We start from the raw sequence: 21,578 nt of genomic DNA, 5'->3' as shown, positions 1-21,578 counted from the left end.
GCCGCCCCTCCCCTCCCGACACGTGCCACGACCACGCCTCGTCTCGGCCCTGGACTCCGCCCTCGAGCGACCGCTGACAGTGGTCGCCGCCGGAGCGGCGTCCGGCAAGACGGTGCTGCTCAGCGAATGGGTCCGACATCGTGGGGAACGCACGGCCTGGGTGTCGCTCGAACGCGACGACAACACCCCTGCGGCCTTCTGGGCGCTCGTCGGTGAGTCGCTCGAGGAGGTCGGTCTCGCCGGGCAACCGGGCTCGGCCGGCGTGCAGAGACCGCCGGCGGACGAGGTGCGCGAGCTGCTCGCTGCCACCGTGTCGGACCGCGAGCCGCTGTACCTCGTGCTCGACGACGCCCACGTCCTCGCCGACCTGGGCCTGATCGGCCAGCTCGACGCGCTCGTCCGCCACCCGCTTCCCGGGCTCCACATCCTCCTGGCCGCACGCAGCGACCCCATCCTGCCGCTCCACCGGTACCGGATGGACGGACGACTGTCCGAGCTGCGCGCCGTCGACCTGGCCATGACCGTCAGCGAGGTGGACGACCTGCTGCGGACGCACGCCCTCGACATCGCCCCGTCCGCCCGAACGCTCCTGGTCGAGCGCACCGAGGGCTGGGTGGCGGCACTGCGCCTCTCGATGGTCCGCATGGAGGCCGCCGAGGAGCCGGAGGCCTTCGTGACGGCGTTCGCCATGGACCGCGGCAGCATCGGCGAGTTCCTCCTCGAGGAGGTGCTCGCCACGCTCGACGCCCGGTCCCGACGCCTCCTCATCCGCACGAGTGCGTGCGAGGTGATCTGTGGCTCCCTGGCCGACGCCGTCTGTGCCGAGGCGGGCAGCGCCCTGGTCCTCGAGCGGCTCGCGCAGTCCAACTCGTTCGTGTCCCCGCTGCCCGACGAGGTGGGCTGGTACCGGTACCACCCCCTCATGCGCGAGGTCCTCGTCCATCTCCTGTCCAGCGAGACCCTCGATGCGCGGCGACTGGTGGACGCCCGAGCCGCACGATGGCACGACGGGGAGGGCAACGTCATCGAGGCCATGCACCACGCGCTCCGGGCACACGACTGGTCGCTCGCGGCCGACCTCCTGCGTCGCGGGGCCTTTGCGCGGCTGTTCCTCGGCGACGGCGAACGTTCCATCGGCGACCTCCACGGCCTCCTCCGCGCCCCGTGGTCTCAGCCGGTGGACGACGGCCCTGCCGGCTCCTCGAAGGCCGCGGCCCGGGCCGCCGTCGCCGCCGCCACCGGCGACGTGGCTTCACTGAGGGCCATGCTCGGGCCCTGGCATCCGGCGGAGGTGACCAGCGACACCGACCTGTTGGCCGACTTCGCCAGACTCGTCCTCGCCACGTGCGACGGGGACGTCGACACCGCCGACGTGGTGGCCGGACGGATGCTGGCGACGGACCCGGACGGGCCCTTCGGAGTCTTCGCCCGGAGCCGGATCGGAGCGTCGGCCGTCTGGCGAGGGCACGAGGACGCCGCCGTCGAGCACCTGACAGCCGCCCTCGTGGACGCTCGACGTCTCGGCATGACGCCCCTCGCCCTGGAGTGCACGGGGCTGCTCGGGATCCAGCACTGCTCGCTGGGTCGCGTGGCCAGGGCCGAGGACCACGTGGCATACGGCGACCGGCTGCTTCGGGAACACCCACGACTGACCGGTCGGCACACGGCGGCGCACTTCGTCGCCGCCGCCGAGGTCGCCGTCACCCGCGGTCGGATCGACGAGTTCGACGTGGCGACGGACCGCGCCACGCGGGCGCTCGACCCCGAGGCCGACCCCGCGCTGTGGGGCACCGTGACGCTCCTGCGCGCCAAGGCGCTCCAGGCGGCCGGTCGCTACGGACCGGCGCGGTCGCTCCTCGTCGGAGACCGGTCCCTGTCGTCACCCGGCGCCTTCAACCTCGTGGCCGTCGCCCAGGCCATGGCGGCGGAGCTGGCCAGTCTGTCCGGGCGGCCGGAACGACCCTCGGACCCGGCCGCCACCGACCCCAACGAGCACCTGTCGAACCTCTTCGAGATCGCCCGAGCGCGGGCGGAGCTGGCCGACGGGGACCTCCGCAGCGCCGAACGCCTCGTGCGTCGGGTCATCACCGCCAGCGCGCCGGCACCCGCGCTGCCGGCGCTCGTCGAGGCCGTGCTCGTCGGCTCCGAGGTGGCCCTGGCGGCCGGCGACGAGAGGCGCGCCGTCGAACAGGCGGTGTACGCCATCGACCTCGGCCGGAGCGCGGACGTCGTGCTGCCCTTCGTCGAGGCTGCTCCCCGGCTCTTCTCCCTCATCACCCGCCACGACACGCTCGCGGAGCGGTGGCCGGTCCCGCTGCACGACAGGGCCGCCGAACACCCGACGCCCCGGACCGGCCTTCCCGAGTCGCTCACCGATCGTGAGCTGTCGGTCCTGCGCTGGCTCACGACCATGATGTCGGTGGCCGAGATCGCCGACGAGCTGTGCGTCTCCACGAACACCGTCAAGACGCACGTCGCGGCCGTCTACCGCAAGCTCGGTGTCGCGCGACGACGTGACGCCGTGGCGACGGGGCGCGAGCTCCGGTTGCTGTGAGGCGCGCCTCGGACCGATCCGCGACGCGGGCGGGTACGTATGGTTTCCGAGGCGCGCAGCGCAGTTCGGCGCTCGCCCAGAGCGCGGAGCAGGAGGCCCCCGAGGTGAAGCCGGTGCGATACGTCATCACGGTCGAAGGTCGTCTCGGAACGGCGGCACGGGCCGCCTTCGGAGGGATGACCATCACGGCGACCGAGGGCAGCCGGACCTCCCTCGAGGGCGAGCTGGACCAGTCGGCGCTCTTCGGCATCCTGCTGAAGGTGCAGTCGCTCGCCCTCGAGCTCGTCGGCGTCCGTCGCGTCGACCGGGAGGGTGCCTCCACCCTGGCCGTGGTCTGACGAACGTCCCGTTCCGCGCAGCCCCTCGCCGACCTGGCGATCTCATGCCGACCGGGTGACGACGGTGGACACCCGCCCGACCGACGATGAGGCATCGCCTAGCACGGGAGGACGCATGACCACCTCGCCCATCACCGCTCCGACCCGCCCGCACGGCTGGAGGTACGGCACCGTGCTCTTCGCCGGAACGGTGCTGCTCATCTCCGGCATCCTGGAGTTCCTCCGGGGCCTGTCGGCACTCTTCGACAACACGCTCTACGTCAGCACACCCAAGTACATCTTCGCCTTCGACACGACGGCATGGGGTTGGATCCACCTCGTCTGGGGCATCGTCCTGGTCGTCGTGGGCGGACTCATCCTCGCAGAGCGCCCCATCGGCCGGATCCTCGGCCTGGTCCCCGTGTCCCTCGCCATGGTGCTCAACTTCGCCTCGATACCGCTCTACCCGTTCTGGTCCATCGTGCTGCTGGCCCTCAACGCCATCGTCCTCTGGGCGCTCTGCACCGCCGGTTTCGCCGACGACGTCACCTACTGACGCCGGCCGCGCCCCTCGGGCACACGTCGATCAGTCATCGCGGCCTCAGTGCCTCGAGCGCTGCACGGTTGGTGCCGAACGCCGACGTCCCCTCGTCGAGGCCGAAGTGGTGCAGCCGGTCGGCCACGGCCGGGCGGAGCCGGCTGTAGTGCACGCGCGTGCCTCGACCCTCGAGCCACGACTTCAGCTGCTCGAGCCCCTCGGCACCGGTGACGTCGATGTCGGTGACGCCCTCCATGTCGAGCACCACGTGGCGCACGACCGGTGACGGCTCCGCACCCGACACCTCCCCGGAGGGTCTCGACGCCCCCGAGCCCGCGGACTCCGCCTCTTCCACGACGGCATGCACGCGGTCGCGCAGAAGGCCGACGTTCGCGAAGAAGATCGGGGCGGAGAAGCGCAGCACGATGACTCCGGGCTCGCTCTCCGTGGCGTCGCCGAGGACGGGAAGGGCTTGATCCGGGTCGCCCGTGGTGCCGAGCACCTCCACTGCCGGGTTGGCCGCGCGTCGGGTGAGGTTCACGAGCGCGAGCACGAAGGCGATGAGGATTCCGGGGATCGGGCCGAGGAGGAGGGCTCCGAGGAAGCAGGCAGCCGCCACCCCGAACTCGAACCGGTCCTTCGTCCAGAGGCTGCGCAGCTCGCCGATCCCGAGGAGGGGCACGACGGCCACGGCGACGATGGCCCCGATGGCCGGGGACGGGATGTCGGCGAGCAGCCCGGTGCCGAAGAGCAGGAGCAGCAGCGTCAAGACCGCGGCCACGATGCTCGGCAGCTGGGTCCGCGACCCCGCCGAGTCCATGAAGGCCGTGCGCGAGGTCGACGACCCCACGGCGAAGCCGCCCGTGAGTCCGGCCGAGACGTTGCCGACGCCGAACGCGACGAGCTCGCGGTTCGCGTCGATCGGGTAGCCCCGCCGCTCGCTGTAGCTGCGTGACACGAGGAGCCCCTCCGCCGTCGTCACGAGCGTCAGGGCGATGGCCGACGGCACGACCGCGAACCACTGGCCGAGATCGAGCTCGGGCCACGTCAAGGTGGGTGGTCCCGCCGGCACCTCTCCCAGCACCGAGACACCGTGCTCGTCGAGGTGAGCCAGCACCGTGACCACCGTCGCGACGACGAGGACGATGAGGGCCCACGGCGCCGTCCGGGCGAGGCGTCGACCACCGATGAGGACGGCGACAGCGACCGCCGAGAGCAGGACCGACACCACGCTGAGCTTCGCCAGCCCGGTCACGAGGTCGCCGACCTTCTCGACGAACTCCCCACCGCTGTCGATCTTGACCCCGAGCATCTTGGCGACCTGGCTGACGAGGATGTCGAGGGCGAGGCCGCCGACGAAGCCGATGAGGATCGGCTTGGAGAGGAAGTTGGCGATGAAGCCCAGCTTCAGGAGTCCGAACGCGACGAAGAGGAGGCCGCTGATGATCGCCTGGGCCAGGGCGAGCGACGCGTAGGACTGGCTCCCCGCCGCAGCCAGACCGCCGATGGACGAGGCGACGAGCGCTGCTGCGGCGGCATCGGGCGAGGCCACGAGCTGCCGGGAGGACACCGTCAGCGCATAGAGGACCGCCGGAAGCACGAGCGCGTAGAGCCCTGCCGTCGGAGGCAACCCGGCGATCTGGGCGTAGCCGATGTTGAGTGGCACCGCGATCGCGAGGAGGGTCACCCCGGCGAGCGCCTCGGACCCGACGTTCTCCCGGGTCAGCCCCGGCACCAGCGTCCTCGCCATCCGCCACCCTCTCGCTCCAGCACGTCTCACGGGACGCTGTCCCCAGCGCTCGTTCCGTTGTACCGAAGGGACTCTCCCGGGACACCACCTCCTCGGGGTGAGCGTCGCGAGCCGCGTACGCGTTCACAGCCCCGGGCCCACCGGCTCCGGCTCATCCGCCCCGTGTGAGGTCGTGGCGTCACTCGACATGACGAGCGACAGGGTGGTCGACCGCGAGGCCGGCCGCTCCGGACGCGTACACTCGGGCTGGTAGGCGAGTCCCTGGACCCCGGTCGCGTCCCTCCCGTGAACGTGACGTCGCGCATCGTCCGGCACCGCCGTCTCCGCGCCGGTCACTCCTCACATGCCCGTGCACCCCCGTGCCGTTCTCGCGAACGCCCGGAGACACGGGAAACACCGTGGCCCAAGGAGATCGATCGCCGTGACCAGCACCCACCATGACCAGACCACCGGGAGCACGTTCACGGCGCTCACCCGCCAGGTGCACGACCTCGGGCTGATGCGTCGGCGGTACGCCTACTACTGGACCAGACTCGTCGGCGCCGTCGTGGCGATGGCGGGGTGGGTGCTCATCGTCGTGTGGATCGGTGACAGCTGGTGGCAGCTCGCGCCCGCTGCGGTCCTCGCGGTGCTGATGACCCAGATCGCCTTCCTCGGCCACGACGCCGCGCACCGCCAGATGTTCCGTTCCGGACGCCTCAACGACTGGGTGAGTCTCGTCGTGGCCAACCTGCTCGTCGGCATCAGCTACGGCTGGTGGCAGAGCAAGCACACCCGTCACCACGGCAACCCCAACAAGGTCGGCTACGACCCCGACATCGCGCCGGGGGTGCTCGCCTTCACCCCCGAGCAGGGCCGCCGCTCCCATCGACCACTGGTGCGCTGGCTCGTGGCCCACCAGGGCTGGTACTTCTTCCCGCTGCTGCTGCTCGAAGGACTGTCGCTGCACTGGGAGGGCATCCACCGGGTCGCCGGCCGTCGTCGGGTCGAGCGCCGGTGGGTCGAGCTGGCCTTCCTGACGACCCGCCTCGCGGGGCTGCCGGTGCTCCTGCTCCTCGTCATGTCGCCGGCCAAGGTCGTCGCCGTCCTCGCCGTCCAGCTCGCGCTGTTCGGCCTCTACATGGGCCTCTCCTTCGCCCCGAACCACATCGGCATGCCCCTCGTCGCGCCGGGGCTCAAGCTCGACTTCCTCAACCGCCAGGTCCTCATGAGCCGCAACATCAGTGGCGGCCGGTGGATGTCCGTGCTCCTCGGTGGGCTGAACCACCAGACCGAGCACCACCTCTTCCCGTCGATGGCGCGGCCCCACCTGCGGCGGGTGCAGCCGCTCGTCGTCGCCTACTGCGCGGCCGAGGGAGTGCGCTACACGCAGACGACGCTCTGGACGGCATACGGAAGCGTCATCAGCCACCTCAATGCCGTCGGCCTCAAGGACAACGACCCCTTCCTGTGCCCGCTCGTCGCGAGCCGACGGGCGGTGACCGTGACGGATGCCACCTGACGGTCACGGTCTCGCCAGCGGTCCGATGTCGAGACCCGCGGGCCGGCTCCGTCCCACCCGTGACGGGCAGCCACCCCGGAGGCCCACCTGAACACGGAGGTCGACCGTGCAACCGAACGAGATCACCGAGGTCCTGAACCGGCCCGGGAGCCAGCAGATGCTCACGCGCGATGTGGCCCGCCTGGCCTACGTCGCCACGGACGGCACACCGCGCGTCATCCCGATCGCCTTCACCTGGAACGGGACCCAGCTGGTCATGTGCACCACGAAGAACGCCCCGAAGCTGCCTGCCCTGCGTCGCGACCCCGTGGTCGCGCTCACCATCGACACCGAGGTGCACCCGCCGACGATGCTGCTCGTCCGCGGCACGGCCGAGCTCGATGTCGTCGACGGCATCCCGGAGGAGTATCTCCAGATGAACGGCACGTACACGATGACGCCCGAGCAGCGGGTCGGGTGGGAGGCGGAGGTCCGCTCGCTCTACGACGGGATGGTCCGGATCGTCGTGACCCCGACGTGGGCGAAGCTCATCGACTTCGAGACGACGCTGCCGAGCGCCGTCGAGGAGCTGGTCCTGGAGCGCGAGCGCCGGCAACGCGCCTGAGTCCGTGCCTTCCCGGTCGGGGACCGTCCGGATCTGGTGGCACGGTCGGGTCATGACCACAGCGACGAGTCCCGGGGTTCTCACCGATCCGCGCCCGATCACCGATCTCATCCCCTCCGTGGCGGCGGAGTGCCGCCGCGTCCTCGACGCCGCCGTCGACCGCAAGTGGAGTATGCCGGCCGGTGACCTCGAGTGGTCGTGCCGGCGCACCGCGGCGCACGTGGCCGACGTGCTCTTCTCGTATGCCGGCCAGGTCGTCGCGCAGCCGGACGCGGCCTACCTGCCGATGGAGCTCGTGGTCGAGGACGCCGCGACGCCCGACCGTCTCGTCGCCTCGGTCGTCACGTGCGCGGAGCTGCTCCACCTGGCCTGCCGGGCCGCGCCGGCCGGGCTGCGGGCCTGGCACCCGGCCGGCGTCGCGGACGCGGAGGGCTTCGCGGCCATGGGCGTCGTCGAGGTGCTCGTGCACACCCACGACGTCACCCGCGGGCTGGGGCTCGACTGGGTGCCGCCCCAGGAGCTCACGGCCGGCGCGCTGGCGCGACTCTTCCCGCAGGCACCTGACGGGGACCCGACGGAGGTCCTGCTGTGGTGCTGCGGTCGCGGCGCCCTCGCGGACCGGCCCCGTCTCGAGACGTGGCGCTGGGACCCGACGGTGCGAAGCTGAGTCGCTCGAGTCGCTCGAGTCGCCGACCGCGCCGCAGGTGGACCCGAGAGCCGGGGCAGCACAGAGCCCCCGCTCAGGTGGGCGAGCGGGGGCTCTGTTCGGTGCTGCCCGTCCCCGACGGGCCAGCCTGGGGTACCCCTCCACGAACACCCGAGGCTGCTGCCAGGACGCCCGGGGGCGTCCCTTCCCCCTGTAGACGATCGGCCTGCGTTTTCATGACACGGTTTTTCAGCGGATCTCCGGACCGCGCGACGTCGGGCCACGAGGTCATCTCATGTTGCCCGTGTGACCCAGCGAGAAGCGGCCCGGTTGCGGCCAGACGAGCAGGCCGTGTGGCCCCGGTCGCACCCGGATGCGGTGGGTGACACGGCCCGTCACGGTGTCGAGGACGTAGACGCAGGAGTCGTAGCGACCGGAGAACCACAGCTCGCTCCCGTCGGCCGTCACCCCTCCCATGTCGGGGGATCCCCCGCCGGGGATCCGCCACGTAGCGAGCCGGCGCAGGGTGCCGCCGTCGAGGACGCTGACGCTCCCCTCACCCCGGTTGCTCACGAAGACGCGTCGCGCGTCCCGGGCGGGATAGATGCCGTGCGCGCCCAGGCCCGTCCTGACGAACCGCGTCACGTGGAAGGTCGTCGCGTCGAGGACCCAGATGCCGTTGCGCAGCATGTCGGCGACGAGGAAGGACCGGCCGTCCGGAGAGAGACGCACGTCCTGGGGCATCGACGTCGCGCCCGACGCGAGCATGGCCGCGGGACCGCCCATCGACCGGGCATCGGCCGGGCGGGTCGCTCCCGGGGTCCGGACGTGGTTCAGGTCGACGATCCGGACGACCCGGGTGGCGGACGCGTCGAGCTCGGCGAGGTCACCGCTGAACTCGCAGCTGACGAGCATCCTCGTCAGGTCGGCCGTGAAGTCGGCGTGGTTGAGCCCAGCGCACGGCACCGGCAGGGAACGCCGCAGGGCCATGGTGCGAGCGTCACGGACGTCCACCCGACGGAGCCGCTCGGCCATGACGAGCGCGCTCCTCCCGTCGGGGGTGAAGTAGAGGTTGTAGGGGTCGCGCACCGGGACGGGGGTGCCGACGGCACCGGTGCGCGGGTCGATGGGCGTCAGGGCGTTGCCCGCGTCGCTGTTGACCCAGAGGCGACGCAGGTCCGCGGACGGCACGACGTGCTCGGGCGAACGCGGCACGCGTCGGGTTGCGATGACGGCATACGTCCTCGGGTCGATGACCTGCACCGTCCCGGCGAGCTGCTCGGGCACGTAGACGAGCGGACGCGCCCGGCGGGCCTCCGCGGCGAGTCTCCCCGCGCCGGTGAACGCATACGGCTGCATCGTCCCGGCGTCCCGCGGCGTGGTCCCCGACGGACGCACCGAGGGTGACCCCGAGGAGGTCGGCGCAGGGGCCGTCGGGCCCGGTCCGAGGGCGGCGACGACCCCCGACGACGGACTCGGCGCACCGGCCGCGGCGGTCCGGGACGTCGAGCAGTCGGCCAGCAGCGCGCTCGTCGTGACCGTGAGGGCCAGCAGGACCACGACGCCGCGAAGCGGTCCCACGGCGACACGAGCGCGGGACGCGCTCACGCCAGGAGCTCGTTGACCGTGACCGCCCGGAGGCCACGGGCACGCATTCCGGCGAGGATGCCGGGCAGTGCGGCCACGGTGCCGGCGTGACCAAGGTGGAGGCTGACGATGCTCCCGGCCCGGACGTCGGCGAGCGTCCGCTCGCGCACGGCGGCCGTCCCGGGGTCGAGGTAGTCCTGGGGGTCGACGTCGTAGGAGATGCAGCGGGCGTAGCCGCAGGCGCGCGCGGCCGCCCGGATCACGGCGGTGCTCGTCGGAGTCCCCGACGGCCGGAAGAGCAGCCCGGCCGAGCCGCGCACGAGAGCCACCTCGGCCGCCCCTCGGCTCACCTCGGCATCGGCCTCGGCGGCGGTGAGCCTGCGCATGGGTCGGTGGCTCCACGTGTGGTTGCCCAGGTCGTGGCCTCCCGCGAGCACCGCGCGGCCCAGCGCCGGGTTGGCATGGAGCCACTGGCCCACGGCGAACACGGTGACCCGGGCTCCGTGGGCGCGGGCGATGTCGAGGACGGTCGCCGTCAGGGAGGCAGGTCCGGCGCCGTGGAAGGTCAGAGCGACCTCGTGCCGGCCGGACGAGCCCGACCGGATGTCGGGGCCGACGGACCCGAGGACCGTGTCGGCCTCGGTCGACGTGGTGCGAGCCGGCGATGACCCGGTCGCCACCGGAGGTGCCGAGCCGGGGACGCCGGAGGTCGGCGTGGGTGCGTGGGTCGCCCGGAGCGTTCCCTGCGCCGCGGGCGGCGGGGTCTCCGGGGCCGGCGAGCACGCGGCGACACCGGCCGTCCCCAGAGCGCCTGCGGCCGCGGCGAGCACGGCTCTCCGAGACGTGCCACGGCGGGAGGCAGGCACCACGTCGGGCCGGTCGGCGGCCGGCTCCTGTGGAGTCATGCATCCCTCCCTTCCGACTCGCCGGCGCGAGGACGCAGCCGTGTCCGCAGCGACGGCAGTGCGGGCGCGGCGAGAGCCGTCACCACGAGGACGGATGCGCCGGCGAAGACGACCGAGGCGACCACGTCGGTGAGGTAGTGGACCCCGAGGTAGAGCCGCGAGAGGGCGACGACGGCCACGATGGGCAGGCCGACGACCCAGGCGACCCGGGTGGACCGACCGGTCAGGACCAGTGCCGCGACGACCGCGAAGACCGTCGCTGCGGCGAACGCGGTGTGTCCGCTCGGGTAGCTGTCAGCGGCGGTCTCCGCGACGAGGGCGTGGACGGCGGCGGCCGGGGGCCGGGGCCGGTGGACGAGGACCTTGCCGACCTCGACCGAGAGCCAGCCGACGACCGTCAGGACCCCGACGGTCACGGCGGCGAACCGGTCTCTCGTCCAGACGAGTCCGCAGCCCACGAGCAGCAGGACCGGGGCGATGCCTGTGCCGAGGCCGACGTCGACGACCTGGGCGGCCGCGGTCAGCAGACGGTCCCGGTGCCCTGAGAGGAGCACGTCCAGCCCCAGCTCGCCGGTGCGGGAGGCGCCGGCAGCCGTCACCGCGAAGCCGAAGGCGAGACCGACGCCGAGGAGCGCGATCCCCCAGACCACCCAGGCCCGCCGACGTGCCCGCCGGCGCTCCGCCGAGGCCGGCTCGGAGGTCACGACGGTGGTCATGCGGACCGTCCGCTCGCCCGGGCGGGAGCCGCGTATGCCGTCACGAGCGGCGTCGGGTCCGTGGCCGGGTCCGTGGCCGGGTCCGTGGCCGGGCTCGTGGCCGGGCTCGTGTCGGCGCTCGTGTCGGGGCTCGTCGGCGGGCTCGGGTCCAGGAGTCTGAGGTCGTCGAGGACGAGCGCCACCGGGGTGCGCTGTGACCCCTGGCCCAAGGGGTTGTCTGCGAACATCTGCTCCATCCGGGTCCGGTCGCCCGCGGCATCGGTCCCGAGGACGTTGCAGCCGAGGTCGTTCGCGTCGATGACGACGGTGCCGCCGAAGGTGTCGGCAAGGCCCTGGGGCAGCGCCGTCCGGATCGCCGCGGAGATCGTCGCGCAGACGCGGTCAGGATCCTCGGGGGCGAGCTTGGCCGACAGGTTGGCCGGGTGGACCGAGTACTCGGTCGGCCCGTCGATGGCGCGCACGTCGCCCCCGACGACGGTGTAGAAGAGGCCCCGGCGTCCGACGAGCTTTCCCGCGGCTCCCGCGGCCGCGGCGAGCAGCACACGCGGGAGACCCGCCTCGTCGATCGCCAGCTGCATCGTGAACGGTGACCCGAGACCGATGCCCGCGGGGGTCCGCGTCACGTGACGGCTCAGCACGCGCGCGGCTCGGCTGACGGGGATGTCCCAGATGAAGAACGAGCGGTGCTGGGTGATCGCGACGACCTTCTCCGAGACGAAGACGTACCAGCGGCTGAACCCCGTTCCTGCGACGGATCGGCCGTCACCGAGCGCGTGCACGTGCGCGCGGGCCCGGTCCACGACGAGGGCCACGAGGTCGTCGGTGTCCGCCACCTGCGGGGTGCGCACCGGGAGGCGACGGACCCGTGTGCCGTCGGGCAGCTCGATGTCGAGGTCCTTCCCCTCGTTGGTGGCGGGGGCGGTCAGGGAGCCTGCCCCACGGACCGCTCCGCCCGTGGGGCCGGCCGCGCCCGACCTCGCGTCGTCGGCCGGGTCGGACCGGGCGTCGGACCTGTCGTCGGCGGCGGGTTCGGCTGGCGCGTCGAAGAACTCTCGAAGCCAGAGCTCGACGTTGAGGATGCGCCAGACGGCCATGGAGTCGAGCGAGCCCCGGCCGCTCAGCCACTGCTCGAAGGCGTTGAGGACCTCGGTCCGGTCGAAGTAGGGGCGGCTCGCGAACGACTCGGAGAGGAACACCCGGTAGATGAACTCGCGCTGTTCGTGGAACCACTCGTTCTGCGGGGTCGTGAAGCCGATCTTGTTGCGCCGTCGGGTGATCGAGGCCGGAAGGACGTGCTCCTCGGCATCGCGCAGGACGTGCTTGTTCCAGCCGTCCCGGATGATCGCGTCGTCGGGCATCGCGAAGACGGTGCGCACGAGGTCGGGGTCGAGGAAGGGCACCCGGCCCTCGACGGAGAAGCGCATCGAGTTGCGGTCCTCGTAGCGCAGCAGGGCCGGCAACGAGGCCACGAAGAGGTCGTGGACGAGGCGCTGTCGCAGGGTCGCCCCCTCCACGGCGTAGGTGTCCTCGGCGTGGGCGGCCCTGAAGTCCCGTCGGAGGAGCAGGCTCACCGATCCCCCGCCCTGCAGCCGGGTCCGGAGCCGCGAGCGGACCTGGCCGGCGAGGATGTCACGGTTGGCGATGATCTCCGCGAGGCCGGCGCGTCGGTCCCGGGAGACGAGGCTGCGCAGGTGCGTGACGGTCTGGGGGACGTATCCCGCCAGCATCTCGTCCGCGCCCTGTCCGTCGAGCATCACCGTGACGTGCCGGCTCGCCTCCTTCATGACGCGGTACTGCGCGTACGGTCCGGTCGAGACGACGGGCTCCTCCTGGGTGCGCACGAAGTCGGTGAGGTCGGCGAGCAGGTCGTCGGAGGTCGGCCGGATCCGGTGCGACTGGACGGGACCCGAGCACGCGTCGACGGCGTCATCCACCCAGCGCTCCTCGTCGTTGCGGTAGCCGGGGAAGACCGCAGAGAAGGTCTGCTGCCGGGGCCCGACGGCCTCGGCCGACGTGTCGTGCGTGGTGAGCAGCCGGTCGATCCCGACGGCGATGGTCGAGCTGTCGAGCCCACCGGAGAGCGACGTTCCCACCGGCACGTCCGAGCGCAGCCGCAGCGCGATGGAGTCGGTCAGCCCGTCGCGCAGGGCCGCGACCTCCTCCGCGCCCGCACCGGTCGCGGCGGGACGAGCGCGCTCGAGGTCGTGCTGCAGGGTGCCGTAGCGCCGGCGCTCGAACCCGTCAGCGCTGATCGTCGCCATCTCACCGGGCAGCAGGCGCTCGATGCCCTCGAAGAAGGTCTCGGCACCGTCGTCGTGCACCCGATGGCGCAGATAGCGGAACAGGCTGCGCTCGTTGGGCGCTCGGTCGTGGCGGCCGCTGACGAGGATCGGCCTGATCTCGCTCGAGAAGAGCCATGAGCCTCCGCGGCCGCCTCGGCCTCCGTGCGCCTCCGACACCCGGCTCACGTGGAGCGGCTTGATGCCGAACTGGTCGCGGGCCAGGGTCAGCGTCTGCTCGTCGCGGTCCCAGACCGCGATCGCGAACATCCCGTTGAGGCGGTCGAACGCCTCACGTCCCCACGCGGCATACGCCTGCAGGACGACCTCGGTGTCGCTGTGCGTCACGAACGTCCGTGACGCCGAAGCGAGCTCGTCCCGCAGCGCGCGGTAGTTGTAGACCTCACCGTTGTACGCGAGGACGTACCTGCCGTCCGGCGTGGCCATCGGCTGCCTCCCGCCCTCGCGGTCGATGATCGACAGGCGCTGGTGGGCGAGCCCGACGGGGCCGTCGACGTGGGTACCCGAGTCGTCGGGCCCACGGTGGCGCTGGGCCGCATTCATCCGGTCCAGCAGCCCACGGTCCTCCTCGAGGCCGAAGTACCCGGCGATTCCACACATGCGCATCCCTCCGACGACGGTCGTCTGACCCGCCATCGTGCGACGACGCCGCTGAGAGGACCCTGAGGCCGGTTCTCAGCCGCTGTTCAGGCTCGCCGACCTACCCTCGGAGCCATGAGCGCCATCCGCGAACCCGCAGGCCCCGGCCTCGACGCCCGGCAGGCCTGAGGGATGCGCGTGCTCGTCGTCGAGGACGAGACGTCCCTCGCGGAGGTCGTCCGACGCGGTCTGACACGCGAAGGCTTCGTCGTCGACGTCATGCACGACGGCCAGGACGGGCTGTGGGCGGCCACCGAGTCCGCGTACGACGTCATCGTCCTCGACATCATGCTGCCCGGGCTCGACGGCTACCAGGTGATCGCACGACTGCGCGAGGCGGGCGTGTGGACGCCCGTGCTCATGCTGACCGCCGTCGACGGTGAGCACGACCAGGCCGAGGCGTTCAACCTCGGTGCGGACGACTACCTCACGAAGCCGTTCAGCTTCGTCGTGCTCGTCGCCCGGCTCAGGGCACTCATCCGACGGGGCGCCCCGGAACGTCCTGTGGTCCTCACGAACGGCTCGCTGTCGCTCGACCCGGTGCGACGGCGCGTGCTGCGACACGGATCGGAGATCGCCCTGACCCCCAAGGAGTTCGCGCTCCTGACCTTCCTCATGATGCACGCGGGTGAGGTCGTCACGAAGGCCACCATCCTCGACGCCGTGTGGGATCCGGCCTACGACGGCGACGTCAACATCGTCGAGGTCTACGTCGGCTACCTCCGCCGCAAGATCGACGCCCCGTTCGCGGAGGCGAGCATCGAGACGGTGCGGGGCGTGGGCTACCGGATGCTCGAGGCCGAGCCGGTCGCGCCGGTCGAGCCGGCCTGATCCCCGGCCCCGGACCCGCCGGTCGGTGGCTCCGGCGCCGAGGAGGGCAGCGGCAGCGTCAGCTCGAAGCAGGCGCCACCGGACGGTGACTCGCGCACCGAGAGCGTCCCGCCGTGTGCCACAGCGAGCTCCCGGGCGATGGCGAGACCGAGGCCGGCTCCCCCGGAGTGGCGTGACCGGCTCTCGTCGAGCCGCACGAAGCGCTCGAACACGCGCGCTCGGTCGGCCACGGGGATGCCGGGTCCGTCGTCCTCGACCCGCACCACGGCGCTGCCGCCACCCCGCTCGACGGTGACGTCCACGGTGCCCACCGCATGCCGGGCGGCGTTGTCGAGCAGGTTGCGCAGGACCTGCTCGAGCTGGTGCTCGTCGCCGCGGACCCGCACGGCGGCGTTCGTCAGACGGACGGTCAACGGGGTCAGCCGGCGCAGTCGCCGGACCTCACGGTCGACGAGGTCGTCGAGGTCGACGTCGCGGCGGCTCACCGTGAGGGCGTGGTCATCGGCCTGCGACAGCAGGAGCAGGTGGTCGACGAGCCGGCTCATCCGCTCGGACTCGCCACGCAGAATCGGGTCGAGCTGCTCCCACGACGTCTCGGGATCGTCGGGACTGACGACGTCGAGCGACGCCCGGATCGTCGCGAGCGGCGACCGCAGCTCGTGGCTGGCGTCGGAGACGAAGCGGCGCTGGGCGCGCTGCGAGACCTCGAGTCGGCTGAGCATCGAGTTCATCGTCACGGCCAGCTGCGCGATCTCGTCGTGGGTGGGCGGCACGGGCACGCGGTCCTGCAACCTGGAGGCGCTCGTGCGTTCGACGTGGGAGCGGATCGCCTCCACGGAGCTGAGGGCGCGCCCGACCCGCCACCACGTGATCATGGCGGTGAGGGCCACGAGGAACGGCAGGGCGACCGCCAGGAGGATGGCCGTGGTCCGGACGGCCTGCTCACGCGCCTCCTGGGACGCCTGCGCCGCGAGGACGTAGGTGTCACCGCCCACCTCGACCCCGCGAGCGACCACGAGCGGGTCCCGCAGGTCGAGCGGCAGCGGGAGCGAGGAGCGACCGGTGACCACGGTCTGGCCGGCCGCAGGCCGCGCGTCGGTGACCGGCTCGGTCCGCGACGCCTTCGAGGTGTAGACCACGTGCGCCGCTCCCCCCTCGTACCCGATGACCTGGACGAGGACGTTGTCGGGACCCTCGTCGCGCTCGCTTCGCGCGAGACCCGCGGTGCCGTCGACGGACAGCACCGCGGCGTCCTCGTCGACGACGGAGGTGACGCTGTCCTGCAGCGTCTGGGTCAGTGCCCCCTGCAGCACGAGGACGAGCACGGCGCTGCCGAGGAGCAGGGCGACGGCCACCACGGCTGCGGCGGCGACCGTCGCCTGCCCCCGGACTCCCGTGGGCAGTCGGAAGCGGGCCGTCATCGGTCTCCTTCCGGTCCGAGGAGGCACGGTCGGTGCCACCACGATTCTGCCCGATCGGGCTGTTACGCCTTCTTCTCCAGCGAGCCGATCGTCGACTGGAGCGCGTGGAGCGCGGCGGCACTGTCCGCCTTGGAGGGCGGTGTCGACCGCAGCGCCGTCAGCGCACCGTCGATCGCGGAGTCCATCGTGTGCCAGTCATCCGGGGATGCCGGCTTCATCGCGGCCTCTCCGTCGTCCCAGGCGACCTCGAGGTCCTTGATGCGCGTCGTCGCTGCGGACAGGTCGCCCGACCGGGTCTTCGCCGCGACGTCGTCGACGATGACAGCGAACGGCCGCAGGTCCCCGATGGGGGACGTGGCGTCCGTCTCCAACGGGTTGGCCCGCGTGGCGCTGCCCGCGGGACCCGAGGACGCGCCGGAGGACGTGCTGGTGGAAACGGCCGCTGCGGGAGTCGGCGAGGGCGCGAGGGCCGTCGCGGCAGAGACGACGGCCACGGCACCTGCGGCGGCCCACGCGTAGTCGCGGCGCGGGTGCACGGCCGGGGCCTCGCCCTTGGCGCGGATGCCGTGGCGGTTGACGTTGACCTGCTCGCGGGCGACGAGCACGACGATGACGGCGAGGAAGACGAGGCTCGTGAGGCTGGAGCCGAGGCCGAGCCCACCGAAGGCCCGGCTCTGCGTGAGCAGGTCACCGAGCGACGCGCCGAGCGGTCGCGTCAGGACGTAGGCGATCCAGAACGCGAGGACCGCGTTGAGGCCGCCACGACGGGCGACCCACACGGCGAGGATGAGGCCGCCGAAGATCAGCGCGCCGTTGCGGAAGCCGAGCGACAGCGCCTCGGTGGCGAGGTCACCGCCCGCCGTGCCGAGGGCGAACGTCGTGAGGATCGCGCCCCAGTAGTAGCGCTCGCGTCGGGGCGTGTCGATCGCGGTGATCGCCAGGGTGCGCTCCTGGCGCCACCAGACCGTGAAGACCGCGGCCAGCACCAGGGCGAACACCGCAGTGCTGACGTAGAGGCTGACGCCGAGCGTGTCGGTGAAGAAGTCGGTGATCTGGGTGCCGACGATGCTGACGAGGATGACCGTCAGCCAGTAGAGCCACGGCACGAGGCGCCGCGTGCGCAGGTGGGCGACGAGGGCGATGACCAGGAGGGTCATCATGGCCCCGTCCGTGACGAGCGTCCCGAGGCCGACCTGCACGGCGAGGTAGTCGGCGAAGGTCTCGCCGATCGTCGTCGACAGGATCTTGATGAGCCAGAAGGTGGCCGTGATGGCCGGCACCTTGTTGAGCAGCTGGGCGGCCACAGGGGGGCGCGCGTCGTGCGCCACCGTCCCCGGGACGGTGGACGTCAGGGCGTCAGACATGCAGGATCCTCCACGAAGAGAGCTGCCTCCACCGTCCTGCCGGCCCGGGTGACCTGGCGTGGCGCCGTCGGTCGGCCCTCGTGGAGCGGGTGACGCGGCCGTCGGTGGCCGCGCGGGTCAGGACGTCGAGACGCCGGGAGGGGGTCTCCCGGCCTCACGACGATGTCGCAGCGGCACTGAGCACACGCTGAGAAGGATCACTCGTGCTCGCACGTCGACACGAGACGGCGAGACCTCAGGCGGCCGCGTGCTCCCGTGCGGGCTCCGGCGTCGGCAGGTCCGTGACGGACGCGCCCTTGTTGCGGCCCAGGAAGTCGTTCGGCAGGGACAGCCGGACGACCTTCTTCCAGGCCGAGGCGACCTGGCGCGGCAGCGAGCCGGTCGTGTAGGTCAGGCCGTAGCGCCGGAAGAGGTCCTGCACCTGCGGGGCGATCTCCTGGTAGCGGTTGCTCGGCAGGTCGGGGAAGAGGTGGTGCTCGATCTGGAAGCTGAGGTTGCCGGTCATGAAGTGCATGGCCTTGCTGCCGCTGATGTTGGCCGAGCCGAGCATCTGGCGCAGGTACCACTCGCCGCGGGTCTCCCCCACGATCGACCGGCGCTCGAAGGTCTCGACGCCCTCGGGGAAGTGGCCGCACATGATGACCGAGTGGGTCCACAGGTTGCGGATGAGGTTGGCCGTGGCGTTCGCGGCGAGCGTGTTGAGGAACGACGGGCCCGAGAGCAGCGGGTGGATGACGTAGTCCTTCGTCATCTGGTTGCGGATCTTCTTCAGCGTCACTTTGGCGCGCGCCCGGAAGTCGGGGTCCTGGCGGCGCTCCTTGGTGGCGAGGTTCTTGCCGAGCTCGAGGTCGTAGGCCGCGATGCCGTACTCGAAGAAGCAGGCGTTGACGAAGTTCCACAGCGGCTGCGCGGCGTAGAGCGGCACCCAGCGCTGGTCCTCGTCGACGCGCATGATGCCGTAGCCGAGGTCGTTGTCCTTGCCGATGACGTTCGTGTACGTGTGGTGCAGCTCGTTGTGCGAGTGCTTCCACTGCTCCGACGGGCTGGCGTTGTCCCACTCCCACGTCGTCGAGTGGATCTTCGGGTCGCGCATCCAGTCCCACTGACCGTGCATGACGTTGTGCCCGATCTCCATGTTCTCGATGATCTTGGCGACCGCGAGGCCGGCGGTGCCGACGACCCAGGCGGGCGGGAACATCGAGACGAGCAGGACTGCGCGAGAACCGAGCTCGAGCTTGCGCTGGGTGGCGATGACTTTGCGGATGTAGGCCGCGTCGTCGGCGCCGCGGGTGTCGATGACGGACTGGCGGATCGCGTCGAGCTCGACGCCGATCTGCTCGACGTCCTCGGGCGTCAGGTGCCCGATCGGGTTGTGGGACTTCTTCTGCAGGACGGTCATGATGACTCCTCTGGTCAGGGGGTCTGGGGTCTGTGGATCAGGTCAGTGGTCGATGACGCAGGCGCCGGCGGCTGCGGAGATGCAGGTCTGGATCGGGACGCCCTGGCCCTCGGTCTCGCCGGGGGTCGCGGTCGTGACGGCTCCGGTGCGCAGGTCGCGCACGGCTCCCTCGCGCAGGGGCAGGACGCAGCCGAAGCAGATGCCCATACGGCAGCCGGACGGCATGAGGACGCCGGCGGCCTCGGCGGCGTCGAGGATGGGGGTGGCGCCGTCGGCGTCGACGGTCGTGCCCGAGCCGGTGAAGTCGACCGTGCCGCCCTCGCCGACGACGAGGGTCGTGGCGCGGAACTGCTCGGTGAGCAGGTCGAGCCCGCGCTCGTCGTGGTGGCGCTGGAGCGCGTCGAGCAGCCCGCCCGGACCGCACGCGAGCGTCGTCCGGTCGGGCAGGTCGGGGACGAGGGCCTCGAGGTCGGCGACGTCGAGGACACCGTGCTCGTCGTCGTAGCGGGCGACGAGACGGATGAGCCCGGCCTCGTCGAGGGCGCGGAGGTTGTCGATGAAGATCGAGTGGGGCTCGCTCGGGGCGACGTGCACGACGACGATGTCGTATGCCGCCGAGCGGGCCAGGCGCACGACGCCGTCGTCGGCCACGGGGAAGAGGTTGCGCAGCATGCCGATGACCGGGGTGACGCCGGACCCCGCGGTGACGAAGAGGAACTTCCCGCCGTCGGTGGGGAGCACGAACTCGCCCTGGGCCTGCTCGAGGTGCACGAGGGTGCCGGGTCGCGACTCGCGCACGAGATGCGTGCTGACGAGCCCGTCCGGCACGGCCTTCACGGTGATGGAGATGTTCCCGTCGGCGCGCGGGCCGTGGGTCAGGGAGTAGGCCCGCCACTGGCGGATGCCGTCGACGTCGACACCGATGCGGACGTACTGTCCCGGCACGTGGCCGGCCCAGTCGGCGCCGGGGCGGATGACGATGGTGGCCGCGTCGGCCGTCTCGGGGTGGACGTCCACGATGCGTCCGCGCAGGTCGGCGCCTGGGCGCAACGGGTCGAAGAGGTCGAGGTAGTCGGCGGGCAGCAGCGGGGAGGTCGCGCGCTCGGCGAGCTGGAGGAACCGGCGTCGCAAGGACGGGCGGGCGGCTCGGGTCGAGGGTTTCGAGGGCGCGGTCAGGCTCATGCCCCCAGCATGACTGACACCCAAGGGTAAGATCCTGACCACAGGGCGTGAAGTGTTCGGGAACTCTTGTGCGGAGGGAACAGTCGATGGCTTCAGAGGCAACGAGCGCCACGGTCCGTGGCGCGGCTGACCTGCAGCTGGACCACGCGGTCCTCAGGGTGCTGCGTGAGCGGCTCCCCGCCATCGCGTCCACGACGGTCACCGCCGTCGTCGACGAGGTCCCCGACTACCGCGGCGCCCTCGGCGGGGTCGCCGGCGACACGATCGAGCGCGCCGTGCAGATGGCCATCGCCGGCTTCCTCAAGCTCGCGGGCAGCGGGAGCGACGTCGATCCGAGCACCCCGCTCGGCCCGACCCGCGAGGGGGCCTACGCCCTCGGACGCGGCGAGGCGCGCGGGGGACGGTCGATGGACAGCCTGCTCGCGGCATACCGGGTCGGTGCCCGCGTGTCGTGGCGCGAGCTCGCCCGGGCCGCGGGAGACGCCGGGCTGCCGGCGGCGACGATGGCGAAGTTCGCCGAGCTGCTCTTCGCCTACATCGACGAGCTGTCGGCCGCGAGCGTCGCGGGTCACACCGACGAGCTGACGACGAGTGGCCGGGTGCGAGACCGCTACCGCGAACGGCTCGGTCAGCACCTGCTGGCGCGAGCCGGCATCGACACGCTGACCGCGGCGGCCGCCCGCGCCGAGTGGGCTCCCCCGGCCACGCTGACTGCGGTCCTGCTGCCGGCGGCGCAGGGACGCCGCGCCCTCGCCTCGCTCGGGGCCGACACCCTCCAGGTCGGCGAGGACCTGCCGGGCATCGACGACGTCGACCCGGACCACCCGCTGACGCTGCTGCTCGTGCCGGACGCCGACGGGCCGGGCCGCGTCCACGTGCTGCGGGTGCTCGCCGGCCGCCATGCCGTCGTCGGGCCGCCGCGCCCGTGGGACGACGCGCGCGCGTCCTACGACCGCGCCGCGCGGACGGCGCGACTCGTCCGGCCGTCACGCAGCGGGGCCCCCGTCGACACGGAGCGGCACCTGACCGACCTCGTCCTCACGGCCGACCCGGACGCGCTCGCCGACCTTCGCGACCACGTCCTCGCTCCCCTCGCCGACCTGCCTCCCGGCACCCGCGACCGGCTGGCGGAGACGCTCCTGTCGTGGCTGCTGCACCAGGGACGTCGGGACGCGGTCGCTGCCGAGCTGCACGTGCACGCGCAGACCGTCCGCTACCGGATGGGCCAGGTGCGCGAGCTCTACGGCGACCGGCTCCTCGACCCGTCCGCGGTGCGCGAGCTCGTCGTGGCGCTCTCGGCTCCCACCGCGGACGGGTCCTGAGC

At 72.1% G+C, this 21,578-nt stretch carries 17 protein-coding genes; 8 read left to right on the top strand and 9 right to left on the bottom strand.

Annotated features, from left to right (window positions below):
- Positions 1-22: 22 nt before the first annotated feature.
- From ASH01_RS05960 to ASH01_RS05950, 3 genes are all read left to right on the top strand, one after another.
- Positions 23-2,554 carry a LuxR C-terminal-related transcriptional regulator gene (locus tag ASH01_RS05960; protein ID WP_156415465.1) on the top strand — a complete coding sequence of 844 codons (2,532 nt, stop codon included), beginning with the start codon at positions 23-25 and terminating at the stop codon, positions 2,552-2,554.
- 104 nt (positions 2,555-2,658) lie between these two features.
- Positions 2,659-2,892: a hypothetical protein gene (locus tag ASH01_RS05955; RefSeq protein WP_056772884.1), complete on the top strand. Its 234-nt coding sequence runs from the start codon at positions 2,659-2,661 to the stop codon at positions 2,890-2,892.
- Positions 2,893-3,007: 115 nt separating this feature from the next.
- Positions 3,008-3,427, top strand: coding sequence for a DUF7144 family membrane protein (locus tag ASH01_RS05950; protein ID WP_056772882.1), 420 nt, complete (start codon positions 3,008-3,010; stop codon positions 3,425-3,427).
- A gap of 34 nt (positions 3,428-3,461) precedes the next feature.
- Here the strand turns inward: ASH01_RS05950 and ASH01_RS05945 are convergent, their stop codons facing one another.
- Positions 3,462-5,159, bottom strand: coding sequence for a SulP family inorganic anion transporter (locus ASH01_RS05945; RefSeq protein WP_056772880.1), 1,698 nt, complete (start codon positions 5,157-5,159; stop codon positions 3,462-3,464).
- A gap of 421 nt (positions 5,160-5,580) precedes the next feature.
- Here ASH01_RS05945 and ASH01_RS05935 point away from each other — a divergent pair, with 421 nt between their 5' ends.
- The 3 genes from ASH01_RS05935 to ASH01_RS05925 all read left to right on the top strand — a co-directional run bounded on the left by ASH01_RS05935 (position 5,581) and on the right by ASH01_RS05925 (position 7,931).
- Positions 5,581-6,660 (top strand): fatty acid desaturase family protein, encoded by a 1,080-nt coding sequence (locus ASH01_RS05935; RefSeq protein ID WP_082619444.1) that lies wholly within the window; start codon positions 5,581-5,583, stop codon positions 6,658-6,660.
- 106 nt (positions 6,661-6,766) lie between these two features.
- Positions 6,767-7,264 (top strand): pyridoxamine 5'-phosphate oxidase family protein, encoded by a 498-nt coding sequence (locus tag ASH01_RS05930; RefSeq protein ID WP_056772872.1) that lies wholly within the window; start codon positions 6,767-6,769, stop codon positions 7,262-7,264.
- A 52-nt stretch (positions 7,265-7,316) separates the two neighbouring features.
- Complete coding sequence (locus ASH01_RS05925) at positions 7,317-7,931, top strand: maleylpyruvate isomerase N-terminal domain-containing protein (RefSeq protein WP_056772871.1); 615 nt, start codon at positions 7,317-7,319, stop codon at positions 7,929-7,931.
- A gap of 267 nt (positions 7,932-8,198) precedes the next feature.
- On the opposite strand, the gene ASH01_RS05920 is transcribed toward ASH01_RS05925, so the two are convergent.
- From ASH01_RS05920 to asnB, 4 genes are read right to left on the bottom strand one after another with little or no spacing between them, the layout of a single operon-like run.
- Positions 8,199-9,518 (bottom strand): YVTN family beta-propeller repeat protein, encoded by a 1,320-nt coding sequence (locus ASH01_RS05920; RefSeq protein ID WP_235509542.1) that lies wholly within the window; start codon positions 9,516-9,518, stop codon positions 8,199-8,201.
- A complete protein-coding gene (locus tag ASH01_RS05915) occupies positions 9,515-10,402 on the bottom strand; it encodes a polysaccharide deacetylase family protein (RefSeq protein ID WP_235509541.1) in 888 nt (295 codons plus the stop codon). The genes ASH01_RS05920 and ASH01_RS05915 overlap by 4 nt, the downstream gene beginning before the upstream one ends.
- Entirely contained in the window at positions 10,399-11,118 is a 720-nt protein-coding gene (locus tag ASH01_RS05910; RefSeq protein WP_056772868.1) for a phosphatase PAP2 family protein, read from the bottom strand. The genes ASH01_RS05915 and ASH01_RS05910 overlap by 4 nt, the downstream gene beginning before the upstream one ends.
- A complete protein-coding gene (asnB, locus tag ASH01_RS05905) occupies positions 11,115-14,018 on the bottom strand; it encodes an asparagine synthase (glutamine-hydrolyzing) (RefSeq protein WP_235509540.1) in 2,904 nt (967 codons plus the stop codon). Before asnB ends, ASH01_RS05910 begins: the two co-directional genes overlap by 4 nt.
- Positions 14,019-14,189: 171 nt before the next feature.
- Between asnB and ASH01_RS05900 the strand changes: the two genes are divergently transcribed.
- Positions 14,190-14,888, top strand: a complete 699-nt coding sequence (locus ASH01_RS05900; RefSeq protein ID WP_056772865.1) for a response regulator transcription factor — start codon at positions 14,190-14,192, stop codon at positions 14,886-14,888.
- On the opposite strand, the gene ASH01_RS05895 is transcribed toward ASH01_RS05900, so the two are convergent.
- From ASH01_RS05895 to ASH01_RS05880, 4 genes are all read right to left on the bottom strand, one after another.
- Positions 14,840-16,309, bottom strand: coding sequence for a sensor histidine kinase (locus ASH01_RS05895; RefSeq protein ID WP_056772863.1), 1,470 nt, complete (start codon positions 16,307-16,309; stop codon positions 14,840-14,842). The genes ASH01_RS05900 and ASH01_RS05895 overlap by 49 nt on opposite strands.
- A 62-nt stretch (positions 16,310-16,371) precedes the next feature.
- The gene (locus ASH01_RS05890; protein ID WP_156415464.1) at positions 16,372-17,673 is read right to left on the bottom strand and encodes a COG4705 family protein; all 1,302 of its coding nucleotides are present in this window, start codon (positions 17,671-17,673) and stop codon (positions 16,372-16,374) included.
- Between the two features lie 235 nt (positions 17,674-17,908).
- Positions 17,909-19,072: a fatty acid desaturase family protein gene (locus ASH01_RS05885; protein ID WP_056772858.1), complete on the bottom strand. Its 1,164-nt coding sequence runs from the start codon at positions 19,070-19,072 to the stop codon at positions 17,909-17,911.
- Between the two features lie 42 nt (positions 19,073-19,114).
- Positions 19,115-20,254, bottom strand: a complete 1,140-nt coding sequence (locus ASH01_RS05880; RefSeq protein ID WP_056772855.1) for a ferredoxin reductase — start codon at positions 20,252-20,254, stop codon at positions 19,115-19,117.
- 86 nt (positions 20,255-20,340) lie between these two features.
- Between ASH01_RS05880 and ASH01_RS05875 the strand changes: the two genes are divergently transcribed.
- Positions 20,341-21,576, top strand: a complete 1,236-nt coding sequence (locus ASH01_RS05875) for a helix-turn-helix domain-containing protein (protein WP_056772853.1) — start codon at positions 20,341-20,343, stop codon at positions 21,574-21,576.
- The last annotated feature ends 2 nt before the right edge of the window (positions 21,577-21,578 follow it).

This window comes from Terrabacter sp. Soil811, assembly GCF_001429655.1.
In the GTDB taxonomy this organism is placed as follows: domain Bacteria; phylum Actinomycetota; class Actinomycetes; order Actinomycetales; family Dermatophilaceae; genus Terrabacter.
The sequence above is the reverse complement of the archived record's forward strand: the minus strand, read 5'-3'. Positions and strand labels throughout refer to the sequence as shown.